This is a genomic window from Flavobacterium arabinosi (assembly GCF_048158725.1).
GTDB classification, from domain to species: domain Bacteria; phylum Bacteroidota; class Bacteroidia; order Flavobacteriales; family Flavobacteriaceae; genus Flavobacterium; species Flavobacterium arabinosi.
Genome location: NZ_JBLNKX010000006.1, coordinates 278,440 through 293,231, shown reverse-complemented (window position 1 = coordinate 293,231; position 14,792 = coordinate 278,440). Strand labels below are relative to the sequence as shown.

The 14,792-nt window shown below is 33.0% G+C and carries 12 protein-coding genes; 1 reads left to right on the top strand and 11 read right to left on the bottom strand.

Features of this window, described 5'->3' with window-relative positions; translation table 11 throughout:
- Positions 1 to 11: 11 nt before the first annotated feature.
- The 11 genes from ACM55K_RS13975 to ACM55K_RS13925 form a co-directional block, all read right to left on the bottom strand.
- Positions 12 to 629: a hypothetical protein gene (locus ACM55K_RS13975; RefSeq protein ID WP_416850888.1), complete on the bottom strand. Its 618-nt coding sequence runs from the start codon at positions 627 to 629 to the stop codon at positions 12 to 14.
- 46 nt (positions 630 to 675) lie between these two features.
- Positions 676 to 2,127, bottom strand: coding sequence for a hypothetical protein (locus ACM55K_RS13970; RefSeq protein WP_416850887.1), 1,452 nt, complete (start codon positions 2,125 to 2,127; stop codon positions 676 to 678).
- A gap of 17 nt (positions 2,128 to 2,144) precedes the next feature.
- Positions 2,145 to 2,297: a hypothetical protein gene (locus ACM55K_RS13965; protein WP_416850886.1), complete on the bottom strand. Its 153-nt coding sequence runs from the start codon at positions 2,295 to 2,297 to the stop codon at positions 2,145 to 2,147.
- 21 nt (positions 2,298 to 2,318) lie between these two features.
- The gene (locus tag ACM55K_RS13960; RefSeq protein ID WP_416850885.1) at positions 2,319 to 2,714 is read right to left on the bottom strand and encodes a TM2 domain-containing protein; all 396 of its coding nucleotides are present in this window, start codon (positions 2,712 to 2,714) and stop codon (positions 2,319 to 2,321) included.
- Between the two features lie 138 nt (positions 2,715 to 2,852).
- Positions 2,853 to 5,846 (bottom strand): sensor histidine kinase, encoded by a 2,994-nt coding sequence (locus tag ACM55K_RS13955; RefSeq protein ID WP_416850884.1) that lies wholly within the window; start codon positions 5,844 to 5,846, stop codon positions 2,853 to 2,855.
- Positions 5,830 to 6,579, bottom strand: coding sequence for a LytR/AlgR family response regulator transcription factor (locus ACM55K_RS13950; RefSeq protein WP_416850883.1), 750 nt, complete (start codon positions 6,577 to 6,579; stop codon positions 5,830 to 5,832). The genes ACM55K_RS13955 and ACM55K_RS13950 overlap by 17 nt, the downstream gene beginning before the upstream one ends.
- 236 nt (positions 6,580 to 6,815) lie before the next feature.
- Complete coding sequence (locus ACM55K_RS13945; RefSeq protein ID WP_416850882.1) at positions 6,816 to 8,600, bottom strand: chloride channel protein; 1,785 nt, start codon at positions 8,598 to 8,600, stop codon at positions 6,816 to 6,818.
- A 36-nt stretch (positions 8,601 to 8,636) separates the two neighbouring features.
- Complete coding sequence (locus ACM55K_RS13940; protein WP_416850881.1) at positions 8,637 to 9,311, bottom strand: DNA alkylation repair protein; 675 nt, start codon at positions 9,309 to 9,311, stop codon at positions 8,637 to 8,639.
- A gap of 21 nt (positions 9,312 to 9,332) precedes the next feature.
- Complete coding sequence (ggt, locus tag ACM55K_RS13935; protein ID WP_416850880.1) at positions 9,333 to 11,018, bottom strand: gamma-glutamyltransferase; 1,686 nt, start codon at positions 11,016 to 11,018, stop codon at positions 9,333 to 9,335.
- A gap of 14 nt (positions 11,019 to 11,032) precedes the next feature.
- Positions 11,033 to 12,718, bottom strand: a complete 1,686-nt coding sequence (gene ggt / locus ACM55K_RS13930) for a gamma-glutamyltransferase (protein WP_416850879.1) — start codon at positions 12,716 to 12,718, stop codon at positions 11,033 to 11,035.
- Positions 12,715 to 13,299, bottom strand: a complete 585-nt coding sequence (locus tag ACM55K_RS13925; RefSeq protein ID WP_416850878.1) for an acyl carrier protein phosphodiesterase — start codon at positions 13,297 to 13,299, stop codon at positions 12,715 to 12,717. Before ACM55K_RS13925 ends, ggt (ACM55K_RS13930) begins: the two co-directional genes overlap by 4 nt.
- Before the next feature lie 101 nt (positions 13,300 to 13,400).
- Here ACM55K_RS13925 and glmM point away from each other — a divergent pair, with 101 nt between their 5' ends.
- Entirely contained in the window at positions 13,401 to 14,789 is a 1,389-nt protein-coding gene (gene glmM, locus ACM55K_RS13920; RefSeq protein ID WP_416850877.1) for a phosphoglucosamine mutase, read from the top strand.
- Positions 14,790 to 14,792 lie beyond the last annotated feature (3 nt).

Below are 14,792 nucleotides of genomic sequence, written 5' to 3'. Positions count from 1 at the left end.
CAATTTGCAATTTAAAAAACATCGAATAGTCTTTTTGGGTGCGCTTTAAATAGCGTGGTTCTTCTTGTTTTTCCATAAGGATACTTTTTGTGTATCACTATTTCAGGACGGGACAAAGCGATGTCTTTTTTCGCATCTGATTCTACAAAATTTTTATTTTCATTATGACTTTTTTGAGCATAAAATTTATCTTCATCCCAGTCCAAATTTATTATATCTACATAGTCTTCACTGGATAATTCATTGTTATCATATCTTCTTCTAATATCGGAGATTTTTACGTCCTTTTCAATATCTCGTATTTCTAGATTTAATTTACCAATAGAATCTTTCAAAACGGCAACTTTTTTAGTCAATATAGATAAATTTTCATCGCTTTGTTTTTTAAATGACAGGAGTGATTTGATTTTTGCCTTTTGAGCTTTTATAGAATCTTTAGAGGCAATAAGATTCTGGCTTAGTAAAGCTATTTCTTTGCTTTTATCACCGTTATTGGAAATCAAAGAGTCTTTACTCGTATTACTATTTTTCAAAGCTATTCTCAATTCTTTTTTATCCATTTTTTCGATGTCTTGGGAATAAGTGGTTAGGCTTAATCCAAAGATTAAAAGGAGTAAAATTTTTTTCATAAATTGTTTGGGTTACATTTTATTGCCAATAGTATTCTGTTTATCTTTAATACTTCAATGATTCGTATTCGGATTGTAAATTGTTATAGATATTAACTACTCGATCATATTCTTCATTAATACTTTCCATTCCATGAATAACATCTCGCTTGGATGATGATTCTAGATTGCTGAAAATCTCATTAGTATTGACTTGAGCTTGACGTTGAATCATTTCTAACGTACTGTCATAACTTGTAGTTCTTGGGTCAAGTTTCCCACCCCATTCCTCCTTAAGAAGTCTTTGTCTATCTTTCTCTATGTGCGCGGCAAAATTAGTTTTAAATTTTTCTAAAATGTCCTCTCTGTTTTTTACAAGCCCCTTACCAATAGAATCTCTTATAGACTCTACTTGTTTAAGTTCTTTCATCGCATCATTCATTCTAGATGTTATCCTAATGCTATCAGTATAGAATTTCCTACTAGGATCAAAATCAGATAAATAAGTGTTATTGTCATGAACAAACTTTGGAACGTTAGAAGCGACACTCTTAACTGTTGCATTAATAGTAATTGCATACGTACGAAATGTTGGAGCATCAAGATCATCTTTGAATTTGAAATTCTCAATCTTGGCGATTAATCTTTCACTACATATGTTATAGTTATCAGATATATGATTATTGACTATAAGATCTTTTGATTTTATACCTGAAACTTTACCTGATCTATCAACAGATATAATATAAGAATGCGTCCCTTTTATAAAATACTGTGATACCATGTCATTACCTATTTGCAATGCCTCTACAAGAGTATCTCCCGCTTTCTGACACATAACGGATATATTAGAGCCTACTAATTCTATAGGAATTTTATCTCTAGAGCTCACTCTAAATTTATTTACTTCTTCTTGATTAAGTCTAGATATCCAAGGATTGCTGCCTGATCCCTTATCGCCATAATGAGGATTAATTGCAACAGTTGATCTTGTACTACCATTATCTTCGTAAGACTCACGATTATTTCCTGTAAGAATATCATCATCATTATCATCAACAACATTATTAAATCTATCCACTAGGTAATATATGTTGCTATCGTAAATGATCTCTGCAATATTGACTACTTTAGCACTACTTTTCATATAAGATTTTAGTATATTATTTTGTGCTCCTTCATAACCATCAAGGCCTATTTCTACATATAAAGCGTTAGCAATCTGAATTTCGGAAAGTGATTCTAAAGATTTTAAAACTGGTGCAGTAACCTTTGCAGGTGCTGATACAGTTTTCTTATCCGCCAAAACTGCTAGCCAAATACCTTTGTATTCTGGGGGCATATTATTCAATTTCAGAACAAGATTTCTCGCAGCATCTCTTTTTTGATATACATTTAGTTTTTCAAACCAAATCTTGTATTCATTCGCTTGTTGTTGAATAGTTTTAGTTGGCTTCTTTTGAGAATAAGAGATTATAGAAAACATTAAAGCTACAATGATCAAAATTTTTTTTTTCATACCTGTTTTATAATTAATTATTTTTTCTTTTTAAGAAATGATATTGTTTTGCCTTTTCTACCACTTCCTCCTTTTTTTATATAACTTCCGCTTTTGCCCTCCCACAATCTAAAGCCTTCTTTTTTGCCACCTTCGGTTAGAAAAGTAATAAAACTGTCAAATAGCCTCATAATTATAATTTGTTTAAGTTATTAATTTCCTTTTGCAGCAAGAATCATTGCCAAATTTCTAGTTTGTTCAGCATCTCTGTCTCTTTTTTCTATTTCGTCAATTTGCTGAAAAATTAAAGCGTTATGATTAGCAACTCTTCCTGAAAGAGTAAACAAATCTATTATTGCCCAGATAAAGAAACCTCCGAAAGTAATCCAATATAAAAGTTGAAGTCCCCATTTGCCAAGATAAGCATAATGAAATCCAAAGAAGAACCATAAAAGATAAGCGGTTCCAGAAGATTTAATTTGCGATTGCAAATAGTGTTTATTCACAGCACCAGTATTTGTATTGTTTGTTTTCTGTTTGATAGCAAAATATATTATTCCCGCGATGATAATTAGTACTATTATTTCTGTTACTCCAAATCTGCCCATATTGTTTTTGTATTAGTGTGTTTTTAATAGGTAAAAAACCAAATCTAAAAAGATAAAAAATAATAAAAAACCCCAAAATGTAATTTGGGGATTCTATCCTGCAAAAGGGGTATTCTGTACTATAATTGATTTTTGGAGTTAAATAATTAATCGGAAATTTACGGTAGTTCCGTTTTCTAAAAAATCAATTTTTATGGGGTCTAAAGTGGAGGGATGCATAATTTGTAGGCGTTCTTTGGCTATGGCAATCCCTCTAGAAATATGCGTTTTGGTGGTTTTTGCATTGCCTTTTCCGTTGTCGGAAATTAGGATTTGCATAAGGTTTTTATCAAGGATGATAAATTCAATTTTGAAGGTAGGATTAGTGAAATTATCATCAAAAGCATGTTTGAAAATATTTTCTACAAACGGTTGTAATAACATCGTTGGAATTTCGATAGATGTCATATCTATAGCTTCATCAACTCTTATTTGATATTGAATGCGATTGTCAAAACGTTGGTTTTCTATCGAAATATAGGTTTTTAAATAGTCTATTTCATCTTCGATTGTGATGGTTTGTTTAGCCGAATTGTCTAATGTTTGTCGCATCAAACTTGCAAATTCACTAATATAAATAGCCGAATTAAGAGCATCTTTATTAAAGACAAAATTTTGAATGGCATTCATGGCATTGAATGTAAAATGTGGATTCATCTGACTCAATAATGCTTCAAGTTTTGATTTTGCAATAATTTTTTCGGTAATGGCTTCGGCTTCAGCTTTTTGTTTGGCTTTCCTTTTTGTCCATAAAATTGCAATGATTGTACTTGTAATTCCTATAATGAAGATCATACTCACAAACCACCATGTTTTCCAGAAAGGCGGTTGAATACTTATTTTTAAAATATCAAAATAGGATGTTTTCCCCGCATTCAAATCTAAAACTTCAATTTCTAAATGATAGGTGTCATTGAGCAAATAGGACAAATAAACAAAAGGTTTTTCGGAATAGGGACTCCAACGATTCGTGTTTTTTAGTCGGTATCTGAATTTTAATTTGTTAGGGAAAGAATGCCCTTTTGGCACAAAATCTACAGCAATAGTATTGTGCTGATAATCGCAAACCAATTGGTCAGAAGCATAAGAAAACCAACGAAAATTGGATTGATTTATAGGAATTGAATTGATGGCAATTGCTCTAATTTCGATACTAGAAACGGTATTTTTATTTGCTGTAAGTTTATCTAAATCAATAGTGTAAAATCCTTTTTTTGTACCTATCCATAATTGATTATCAAAAATATGCGAACTACTAATCCCAGCATCTTTTAATCCTTGTTCTTTGTCAAACAATTGAATTATTCCGTTTCGGTACATGTTGATGCCTTTTTCGGTGCCAATAAAAATGAAATCCTTATAACTTTCAAGAAAGGTTATGGTATTGCCAATAATCTGATTTTTTGGAATGGTTTTGAGTATTCGAAATGACTTTGCCACATCAATTATGGTAACAGCACCAAATTCCGAAGCAATAATCAGGTTGCTTTTTTTATTTTTGGTAATGAATTTTAGTTTGCTTTCTTTCCAAATGTTATCCTTTCGCAGCGATTGGAATACTTTGTTTTGATGCACAAACAATCCTTGAAATACCGAAATCAAATAGGTTTTATTATCCGTATTTAAAATTCCAACAATATCCAAAGGCGTATTTTTATCAAATTCCGAAAAGTGTTCGGCTTTCAAATGATACACATCATCATAAACCCGAACGCCAGCATAAGGAATGGTTTCTATAAATTTATCATCATTCGTAAAACCAATTTTATAACTGTGAATGGGAACATAATTTATGATTTTTCCTTTAAAATTCATTTCAAAAACACCAATATTACTCGTAATCCAAAAAGATTTTTGATGTTTTAGGATTTCATAAAATTCAATTTCTGGAGATGGAATAGAATAATTTAATTCATAATATCCATCCTCGTGCGTAGGCAGTTTTTGTTTTGAATTTTTTATATATTCAACTTCAAACTTTTTAAAATCAGACAAAGGAATTGTTTTTGAAATGGAATTATTGGTATCCAAAAAAGAAATTCCATCTTGATGAAGTATGATTTTTCGAGTTTCTAAAGTTTCAAAATCTACAATCGCTTTATTTTCAAATGGATTGTAATCAATGGTTTTGTCCAATTGAATCTCGTAAATTCCTTTGTCTTTTGAACCTACATAAAGGATGTCTTTTTTTGGACTGTAAACAACATTCAACAAATTTTTGGAATCAATTCCGTATTGTTCCGAAATATTTGTTATTTGATTATTGGCAATCGAATAAAGTCCGCCACTTAGATCAAAAACGCCCCAAGCCGCTGCATAAAGCGTGTGGTTTTTGTCTTTTGCAAAATCCCAAACTATAGATTTTCCAAACGATTTGGAAGCTGTTTTTCCTGAAATCAAATCTTGAATTTTGAAACTATCCATAAATCCTTTGTTTCCGCTAAAAATAGTATTGTCATAAAATCCTAAACTATAAGCAAATTGATATTTATAAACTTGCTTTATAAGCGGTACATTGTTTGTATAAATGATTTTAAATAAACCTTCATTTGAAGTTGAAAAATAAACTTCGTCATTAAATACTAAAAAATCATTGACTATAAAAACACCAAAATGAGGTAAAATTCCTTTTGGTACTATTATTTTATTGGTTTTAATATCGATAATGGCAATACCCAATTCTGTACTTGCAAAAATGTTATTTTTGTAAGATAATAATTTTCGAGTTCTATCTATTGGTAAGCCGTTTTTGTGATTAAAAATAGTGAATTTATTACCATTAAATTTGTAAACCCCACCACCATAACTGGCAAACCACATATTCTCATCTTTGTCCTGAGTAATATCCCAACAACTATTATTTGTTATAGTATTTGGAAGGATAAGATTTGTAAAAGCGCCATTTTCTAATTTCGAAATTCCGTTCTCAGTACCAATCCACAAATCTGATTTTTTGTCTAAAAATAAAGAACGTACAGCGTTGTTAGGCAAACCATCAGCAGTGGTGTAATTTTTTGAAGGCTTGTATTGTGCCTGTAAAGAAAAAGCACTTAAAAATAAAAGGAGAAGTAAAAATTTAATTCGAAATTGCATCCATTAATTCTGTTTTGTTGTAAAATTTTTCAGAAACTTTTATGGCACGACCATTGTGCATTCTTAAATTAAAATCTTTACTATTAAATAATTCCACCATTTTTTTATTGATTATTGCACTACCACTGACTTTCAGAAAAATAGTTTCAGGAAGTAATTGAAACATTTCTTTTAAGGATTTTGTGACTACAATGGTTTCTTTTGTGGTTTCAATTTTGCATTTTCCATTGCCGTTTTCGGTTTCACAGCTAATGATGTCCGAAACTAATGCTACTTTAAAACCGTCATTATTTGGGAAGACAATTGATTTTTTATCACCATTTAGATTACTTTTTAAAACTTCAAATCGATTTAATGATCTTTTTTCTAGCGCTTTAATATCAAATTGTTCGATTATTGATTTTAGATTTAATGGATTGATTGGCTTCATTAAATAGTTAAGCGCACAATATTTTATTGATTCGGTGAAATGATTGTTATGTCCAGTAACAAAAACAATTTCAAAATTTATGTTTTCAAAATGATTTACCAAATCAAAACCGTTTTTTTCGGGCATATCAATATCTAAAAAAATTAAATCGGGATTATTTTTTTCGATAGAAACAATCGCCCTATCAACAGAATTACACAAATCTAAAATCTGAATTTTATCATCAAGGTAAGTTTTACAAAAGGTATGTATCAGTTCACGGGATTTTAGATCATCATCAATGATGATTGCTTTAATTTTCATGGATTTATATTTTACTTCAATTATAAACGCAAATAATTAGCTAATAAATAAAATAATTGACTTGTTTTAACATAATTTTTGCAAAAAAGCGAAGTTACCATTTTGATTTATTCTTTCGATATAATTGCTTAGAAATTTGTATTAGAATACATCATAAAAAAATGCCAACCGAAGTTAGCATTTTTTATTCTGGATGTGGTTTCTAAAATATCTAATTTTACTTCTTCGATATTAGTTTATTCTATCGTCATTGATTTTAGTTTGGCTCTATAGGCTTCAAGAGCAATAGATTTTGAAATAAAACCATAATATTTACCCTCTTTGATTACGGGCAGAAAAACAACTTTCGCCTTTTCAAATTTATTCATTACCGTTTCCATACTATCCTCGGGTGCTATTATTTCGATAGGCGGAATCATAACTTCTCTTATCAAGGTATATTTTACGCGATATGGGTTAAAAATAATTTCTCTGATGGTATTAAAATGTACTATTCCTACCATTTTGCGTTCTTTATCAACCACAGCAAAAATAACTTGATTGGAATGTGAAATTAAATCAACTAATTTTTCCAGATTTTCATCAGGAGAAACTGTTAAATAATCTGTTTGAATAATGGAATTAGTATCTAAAGTTGAGAGTACATTGGTATCTTTATTGCTGGTAAAAGCATGTCCTTTTTTGGCTAAATTTTTCACGTCCATTGAATGTTTTTCAAATCGTTTCGAAATGGCAAAACTAATAGAAGCAACTATCATTAAAGGAATCATCAAGTTATACCCACCAGTAATTTCCGCAATTAAGAAAATTGCCGTTAGTGGCGCATGAAATAATCCACTTAATATTCCGGCCATTCCCACCATGGTGAAATTACTGATTGGCAGTTTTGTCAATCCGGTAAGATTTAGAAATTTAGAAAAGAAAAAGCCAACATAAGAGCCTAAAAATAGGGATGGAGCGAAGTTACCCCCATTGCCCCCACAACCCAGCGTAATTCCTGTGGCGAAAACTTTAACCATCATCGTTACCCCAACAAAAGCCAAAAGTGCCCAACTGTTATTTCTAAATCCTTCAAACAGCGTATTTTCCATTAATTGTCCAGGATCATTCTCAGATAATGTTTTAATACTTTCATATCCTTCTCCAAAAAGCGTCGGAAAAATAAAAATTAGGATTGCCAAAACAGAGGCCCCCAAGAATGCTTTTTTATAAGGGGAAAATTTAAGTCGGTGGAAAAAATGTTCGACTTTTTCAAAATTTCTGGAGTAATAAACAGAAATAAATCCAGTGAATAACCCTAAAACAATATAGAAAGGAATATTATGGTAGTCAAAAGTTTGTTGTTGTCTAAAAGATAATAAAATGGTCTCGTCTAAAGCAATAACAGAGACTAATGCACCAGTCGCAGCCGCAATCATAATTGGAGTAAATGCTGAAATACTTACATCTACCAATAAAACTTCAATAGCAAACAAAACGCCGGCAATGGGTGCATTAAAAGCAGCAGCAATTCCGGCAGCAACACCACAGCCGATGAGGAGCGTACGGTCTTTATAACTTAATTTATATTTTTGAGCATAATTGGATCCAAAAGCGGCACCAGTAATTACAATAGGACTTTCTAACCCTGCTGAACCTCCTAAACCAACAGTTAGGGAACTAGTTATGATTTGGGCATACATTTGTTTTTTTGGAATAATACTCGCTTTTTTGGCAACAGCATACAAAATTTGAGAAGTTCCTTTTTCAATGGTGCCTCCTAAAACTCTTTTTACTACAAAAACGGTAAGCAAAATCCCAATGATTGGCAAAATACTATTGACAAATCCCAATTTTAAAATTCCACTGACATAAGTGGCAAACGAGAAAACCCAGTGTGCAAAAGTTTTTAAAACGATAACGGCAAAGGCAGCGGAAATACCAACTAAAACAGAGGATAAAAAGATAAACTGCTTTGGCGTTAACATGGATTGCGCAAAAGCTATTATGATTTCTAATTTGGATAAATATTTTTTGAACATTATAATTTTTTAAAAGGGTGCAAAACTACTACTATTTTAAGGGTAACAAATGTTTTTTAATGCTTCTTTTGTGCTTAATGGTTTTAAATTATGATTTAGAACAAAATTCTTCACCGCTTCGGGATTTGTTTTTGCATATTCCCGTAATGCCCAGCCAATCGCTTTTTGAATAAAAAATTCCTTAGAATGAGCCTGCCTTAAGCATTCTGAAAATAAAAAAGCAGTGTCCGTTTTTTGTTTGTAATTTAATTGGAATAAAATGGCACTTCGATTCAACCACATGTTCTCTGACTTTGAAAATCGTTCTATTATATTTTTGGTTTCCAAGGGAAATTCCAATAGATATTCACCCAAAATATATTTTGCAATCGTATCCACGCTGTCCCACCATGAATTGGTACCTATCAGTTTTTCAATCAGTTGAATATCCTCTTTTTTATAATTCCCTTTAAGTTCTTTTATCAAAATTTCAATGGCGCAATACTGAAATTCCCGTTCTTGTTTCGAGTACAAAGCAACTGCAATCTCTCTTGCATTTTCGGTAACTTCTTGTTTGTTTTCTTTCCAAATTTCCTTTAAAATACGTCTTCGTTCCTCTGTTTTTATTCCAAAAAAGGGAAAGTTATTCTTCATGTATTTTGCCATCGCAAAAGCATTTTCCGGATTTTTATTTTGTTTTAAAGCGTTTTCTAATGCAATTATAAAGTTCATAAATCTTGATTTTCAATACATTTAAAATCCTAGGGCTTTATCGTCTCCTCTAAAATCAGCACCACCTTCCAGTTTTTTATTTGGTAAAACCAAAATCGCATCCACTTTACCAATTACTGGTGTCGTTTTTTCGTTGATAAGATATCCTTTTGATTTCAAGGTTTCAAAGGTTTTAGTATCGAATGTACTGGGTTCAAAAGTAATTAAATCCGGTAACCATTGGTGGTGAAAACGAGGTGCATTTACTGCTTCTTGCATACTCAAACTATACTCGTAAACATTTAATATCGTTTGCAATACCGATGTGATTATCGTAGAACCTCCGGGAGAACCAACAACCATGAATAGTTTTCCGTTTTTCTCTACAATAGTTGGAGTCATTGAACTCAACATCCGTTTTTGTGGCGCAATACTGTTGGCTTCATTTCCAACTAACCCAAACATATTTGGTTCTCCTGGTTTGGCACTGAAATCATCCATTTCATTGTTTAGAAAAAAGCCCAATTCATCACAATAATATTTAGAACCATAACCGTCGTTTAATGTTGTGGTTGACGAAACGGCATTACCAAATTGATCCACAATCGAATAATGGGTAGTCTCCGTACTTTCATTATAATTTACTTTTCCTTCTTTTATTTCCGATGATAAAGTAGCTTTTTCGAAACTAAAATTCGACATTCTTTGTTTCAAATAATCATCTGCCATTAATGCTTTCAAGGGAATTTTTACAAAATCTGGATCACCCAGATAATAACTTCTGTCTGCGTAAGCTCTTCTTTCGGCTTCCACTATAACTTGAATGGCTTCCGTTGAATTATGTCCCATTTTAGCCAAGTCATAAGGCGCTATCATTTTGAAGATTTCAGCTAAACAAATTCCGCCACTGCTGGGAGGAGGCATGGAAATAATCTTCAAATCTTTATAATCAAAAGTGAGCGGCGTTCTCCATTTAGCTTCGTATTTAGCCAAATCTTCCAAGGTGATTATGGCTCCTTTTTCTTGAAGATAGTTAACTAATATTTCAGCCGTTTTCCCTTTGTAAAATTCATCTCTGCCATTTTTTGAAATCCTTTTCAATGTAGCTGCCAGCGCAGGATATTTGATAACATCATTTTCTTTAAAAGCAGTTGCAAATAGCGTTTTATCGCCATTTATTTTTATGATTTTGGCTCGATACGTATTTAATCGGTCTTCTTGTTTTTTGGTAACAATAACACCTCTTTCGGCTAATGCAATTACCGGTTTCAGAATTTCTTGAATCGGTAATGAACCCAACTTTTCATGAACTGCAAAAACACCGGCAATTGTTCCGGGAACTCCTATAGCCAAAGGAGATTCGGTACTCTTTCCTTTTATAACATTTCCTTTTTCGTCAAGAAACATGTCTTTAGTGGCTGCTAATGGCGCTTTTTCGCGGTAATCTAATGAACCAACTTCGCCATTTGCTTTTCGATACACCATAAAACCGCCACCGCCAAGATTTCCTGCAAACGGGTAAGCCACTGCAAGAGCCAATTCGGTTGCAACCATAGCATCAAAAGCATTGCCTCCTTTTCTCATAATTTCAACTCCAATTTTTGAAGCTTCTTCACGTGCCGAAACGACCATTGCTTCTTTAGCAACTAGTCCTGTTGGTTGAACCATAACATTTTGGGTTTTGCAACCAATAGAAAAGACACTCAATAGAATAATAATTTTTTTCATTCAGATGTTTAAATTTAAAAACCAACGGCTTTGTTGTCACCTCTTTTATCTGCGCCACCTTCCAATTTTCCATTAGGTAAAATCAAAACAGCATCTACTTCACCAATGATTTCTTTGTTTTTTTCATTGATAATGTATCCTTTTTTCTTCAAATTGATTAATAATTCTTTATCGAATGAATTCGGTTCAAAAGTAATTTCATCCGGTAACCATTGATGGTGAAAACGAGGAGCATTTACCGCTTCTTGCATGCTCATGCTAAATTCATACACATTTAAAATCGTTTGTAAAACTGATGTGATAATGGTGGAACCTCCTGGCGTACCCACGACCATGAAAAGTTTTCCTTCTTTTTCTACAATCGTTGGTGACATAGAGCTTAACATTCTTTTTCCGGGAGCGATGCTATTGGCTTCACTTCCAGTCAATCCGTATAAGTTAGGAACTCCCGGTTTGGCACTGAAATCATCCATTTGATTATTCAAAAAGAAACCTAATTCATCACAATATATTTTAGAACCATAATTATCATTTAAAGTGGTCGTTGCCGAAACAGCATTTCCAGCAGCATCAACAATAGAGTAATGCGTGGTTTGGTTGCTTTCATATCCTTTGATTGTTCCATGGGCAATATCCGAAGATTTAGAAGCTTTATCGAATGAAAAATCACTCATTCTTTTTTCTAAATAAGTCGCATCTACCAATTCTTTCATTGGAAGTTTTACAAAATCTGGATCACCCAAAAAATAATTCCTGTCGGCATACGCTCTTCGTTCTGCTTCTGTAATTACTTGAATCGTTTTTAAACTGTTGTGTCCCATTTGTGAAAGGTTGAAAGGCTCAATCATTTTCATGATTTGATTCAAACAAATTCCTCCACTGCTAGGAGGAGACATCGAGGTGATTTTTAAATTTTTATATTGAAAGGTAATTGGAGTTCTCCATTTGGCATTATAACTGTTTAAATCTTCTAGTGTAGCATTTCCGCCTTTTTTAGCAAGAAAAGAGACTAATTTTTGAGCTGTTTCTCCTTTGTAAAATTCATCCCGACCGTTTAAGGCAATTCTTTTTAATGTTGCTGCCAAAGCAGGGTATTTGATAGTATCATTTTCTTTATACACTTTGGAAAACAAACTATTCGGGCCATTACTTTTTAGGAAAGAAGCCCTATAATAGGCCAAACTTTCAGCTTGAAATTTAGTCACAACAACGCCTCTTTCTGCCAAGGCAATTACAGGTTTCAGAATTTCACTTATGGGTAAAGAACCATATTTTTTGTGTACTTCAAATATTCCTGCAATGGTACCCGGAATTCCGGATGCCAAAGCGGTTTCTCTACTTTTTCCCGCTATTACATTTCCTTTTTCGTCCAGAAACATATCTTTGGACGCCGCCAAAGGTGCTTTTTCTCTGTAATCTATTGCACCCGTTTCACCATTGGCTTTTCTGAAAACCATGAAACCGCCACCACCAATATTTCCTGCCTGTGGATGTGAAACTGCCAAAGCCAGTTCCGTGGCAACCATCGCGTCAAAAGCATTCCCGCTTTTTTTCATGATTTCAACTCCAATTTGCGAAGCTTCTTCACGAGCTGAAACTACCATAGCTTTTGAAGTGACTAAACCAGTTGGTTCAACAGTTTTTTCATTCGATTTGCAACCTAAAACGGCAAAGGCAAGTAGAAAAAGTATTTTTTTCATAGCGTTATTATTTTATTATTGGAGTGAATTCTTAATTCTGCAAAAAAATTGGTAAACTCATTTTCAAATTCGATATAAAATTCAGAAAGTTCATTAGTAGCAAATCTCATTTTAGATTCGTTTTTGGTACGATGATCCATTTGCGTCAAAATTCGATTAATTCCTTCAACAGTTTGATAACTCACTAACCAATTGTATTTGATCATGTAAGGCATTATTTCCTTGGTTCTTTCGGATAAAATCGCAGTGTTGTCTTGTAAGGATTGATAAAAGCGCGCTACAAAATCTTCCAATTTCTCATCAGAATAAGTGTGCCAGTTTTTAGCCAAAAAATGATCATAAAAAACATCAACAATTACACCTGCGTAATGATGGTATTTTTCATGTAACTTTTTGGTGCTACTTCTAAAAATGGGATGTGCATCGGTAAAAGTGTCAATGGCACGATGTAAAATGATTCCTTTTTGAATTTCTAATGGATAACTTTCAAAATGTTTTCCACGAATTCCATCAGCCATAAAATTGCCAATTTTGATTAAATCATTGTCGCCGGAAAGATAGATGTGGGCTAGGAAATTCATTCGCCTAATTTATGAATTATAAATGACTTTTGTAAACCGTCAATTATTATATTTGTGAGCAATTTAAAAATTAATATCCAAAAATTCATAAAAATAGAAATATGACTTTAATAAAATCAATATCAGGGATTCGTGGGACAATAGGAGGTAAAGTTGGTGATAATCTTACACCGGTTGATGCTGTTAAATTTGCTTCAGCATACGGAACTTGGTTAAAAAAATATATTGGAAAAGAAAAAATCACTGTTGTTGTAGGCCGTGACGCCCGTATTTCGGGACCAATGATTCACAATTTAGTGGTAAATACTTTAATTGGTTTAGGAATTGACGTGATTGATTTGGGGCTTTCGACAACGCCAACTGTTGAAGTTGCTGTTCCATTAGAAAAAGCCGAAGGTGGAATTATCCTTACTGCCTCCCACAATCCAAAACAATGGAATGCTTTGAAACTATTGAACGAAAAAGGAGAATTCCTGAATGGAGAAGAAGGACTAAAAATTCTTGAAATTGCTGAAGCAGAAGCTTTCGATTTCTCGGATGTGGATGATTTAGGCGCCATTATGATTAATGATGCTTATATGGATATTCATATTGATGAAGTGTTAAATTTGCCTTTGGTAGATGTTGATGCAGTAAAAGCAGCTAAATTTAAAGTGGTTGTTGATGGTGTAAATTCTTCGGGTGGAATTATTATCCCAAGGTTACTGGAATTAATGGGTGTTGAAGTAGTTGAATTATATTGTGAACCAAACGGACATTTTCCTCATAATCCAGAACCTTTAAAAGAACATTTGACTGATATTTCAGAATTGGTAGTCAAAGAAAAAGCAGATTTAGGAATCGTTGTGGATCCTGATGTGGATCGCTTGGCTTTCATTTGCGAAGACGGTGAAATGTTTGGTGAAGAATATACTTTAGTGGCTTGCGCTGATTATGTTTTGAGTAAAACGCCTGGAAACACCGTTTCGAATATGTCGTCTTCCCGTGCGTTGCGTGATGTGACAAATGCTCATAACGGAAGCTATGAAGCCAGTGCAGTAGGTGAGGTGAATGTAGTGGAATTAATGAAAAAGAATAATGCAGTAATAGGTGGTGAAGGAAACGGCGGAATCATTTATCCGGAATTGCATTACGGTCGTGATAGTTTGGTAGGAGTGGCACTGTTTTTAACGCATTTGGCCAACAAAAAAATGACAGTTTCTGCTTTGCGTGCTTCGTATCCGGAATATTACATGAGCAAAAACAAAATAGAATTGACACCACAAATTGATGTTGATGCGATTCTTGTTGCCATGACGGAGAAATACAAAAACGAAGATATTACCACTATTGACGGTGTAAAAATTGACTTTTCTGAAAATTGGGTTCATTTGAGAAAATCGAATACAGAGCCTATTATTCGTATTTATACCGAAGCGGCTTCACAAGAAAAAGCAGATACTTTGGCACTTCGAATCATTGACGAAATAAAAACAATTGCCGGAATATAATTC

What these genes read in the sequence shown, in the direction of transcription:
- ACM55K_RS13975 (WP_416850888.1), bottom strand. Translation starts at nt 629, where the DNA reads ATGAAAAAAATTTTACTCCTTTTAATCTTTGGATTAAGCCTAACCACT.
- ACM55K_RS13970 (WP_416850887.1), bottom strand. Translation starts at nt 2,127, where the DNA reads ATGAAAAAAAAAATTTTGATCATTGTAGCTTTAATGTTTTCTATAATC.
- ACM55K_RS13965 (WP_416850886.1), bottom strand. Translation starts at nt 2,297, where the DNA reads ATGAGGCTATTTGACAGTTTTATTACTTTTCTAACCGAAGGTGGCAAA.
- ACM55K_RS13960 (WP_416850885.1), bottom strand. Translation starts at nt 2,714, where the DNA reads ATGGGCAGATTTGGAGTAACAGAAATAATAGTACTAATTATCATCGCG.
- ACM55K_RS13955 (WP_416850884.1), bottom strand. Translation starts at nt 5,846, where the DNA reads ATGCAATTTCGAATTAAATTTTTACTTCTCCTTTTATTTTTAAGTGCT.
- ACM55K_RS13950 (WP_416850883.1), bottom strand. Translation starts at nt 6,579, where the DNA reads ATGAAAATTAAAGCAATCATCATTGATGATGATCTAAAATCCCGTGAA.
- ACM55K_RS13945 (WP_416850882.1), bottom strand. Translation starts at nt 8,600, where the DNA reads ATGTTCAAAAAATATTTATCCAAATTAGAAATCATAATAGCTTTTGCG.
- ACM55K_RS13940 (WP_416850881.1), bottom strand. Translation starts at nt 9,311, where the DNA reads ATGAACTTTATAATTGCATTAGAAAACGCTTTAAAACAAAATAAAAAT.
- ggt (WP_416850880.1), bottom strand. Translation starts at nt 11,018, where the DNA reads ATGAAAAAAATTATTATTCTATTGAGTGTCTTTTCTATTGGTTGCAAA.
- ggt (WP_416850879.1), bottom strand. Translation starts at nt 12,718, where the DNA reads ATGAAAAAAATACTTTTTCTACTTGCCTTTGCCGTTTTAGGTTGCAAA.
- ACM55K_RS13925 (WP_416850878.1), bottom strand. Translation starts at nt 13,299, where the DNA reads ATGAATTTCCTAGCCCACATCTATCTTTCCGGCGACAATGATTTAATC.
- glmM (WP_416850877.1), top strand. Translation starts at nt 13,401, where the DNA reads ATGACTTTAATAAAATCAATATCAGGGATTCGTGGGACAATAGGAGGT.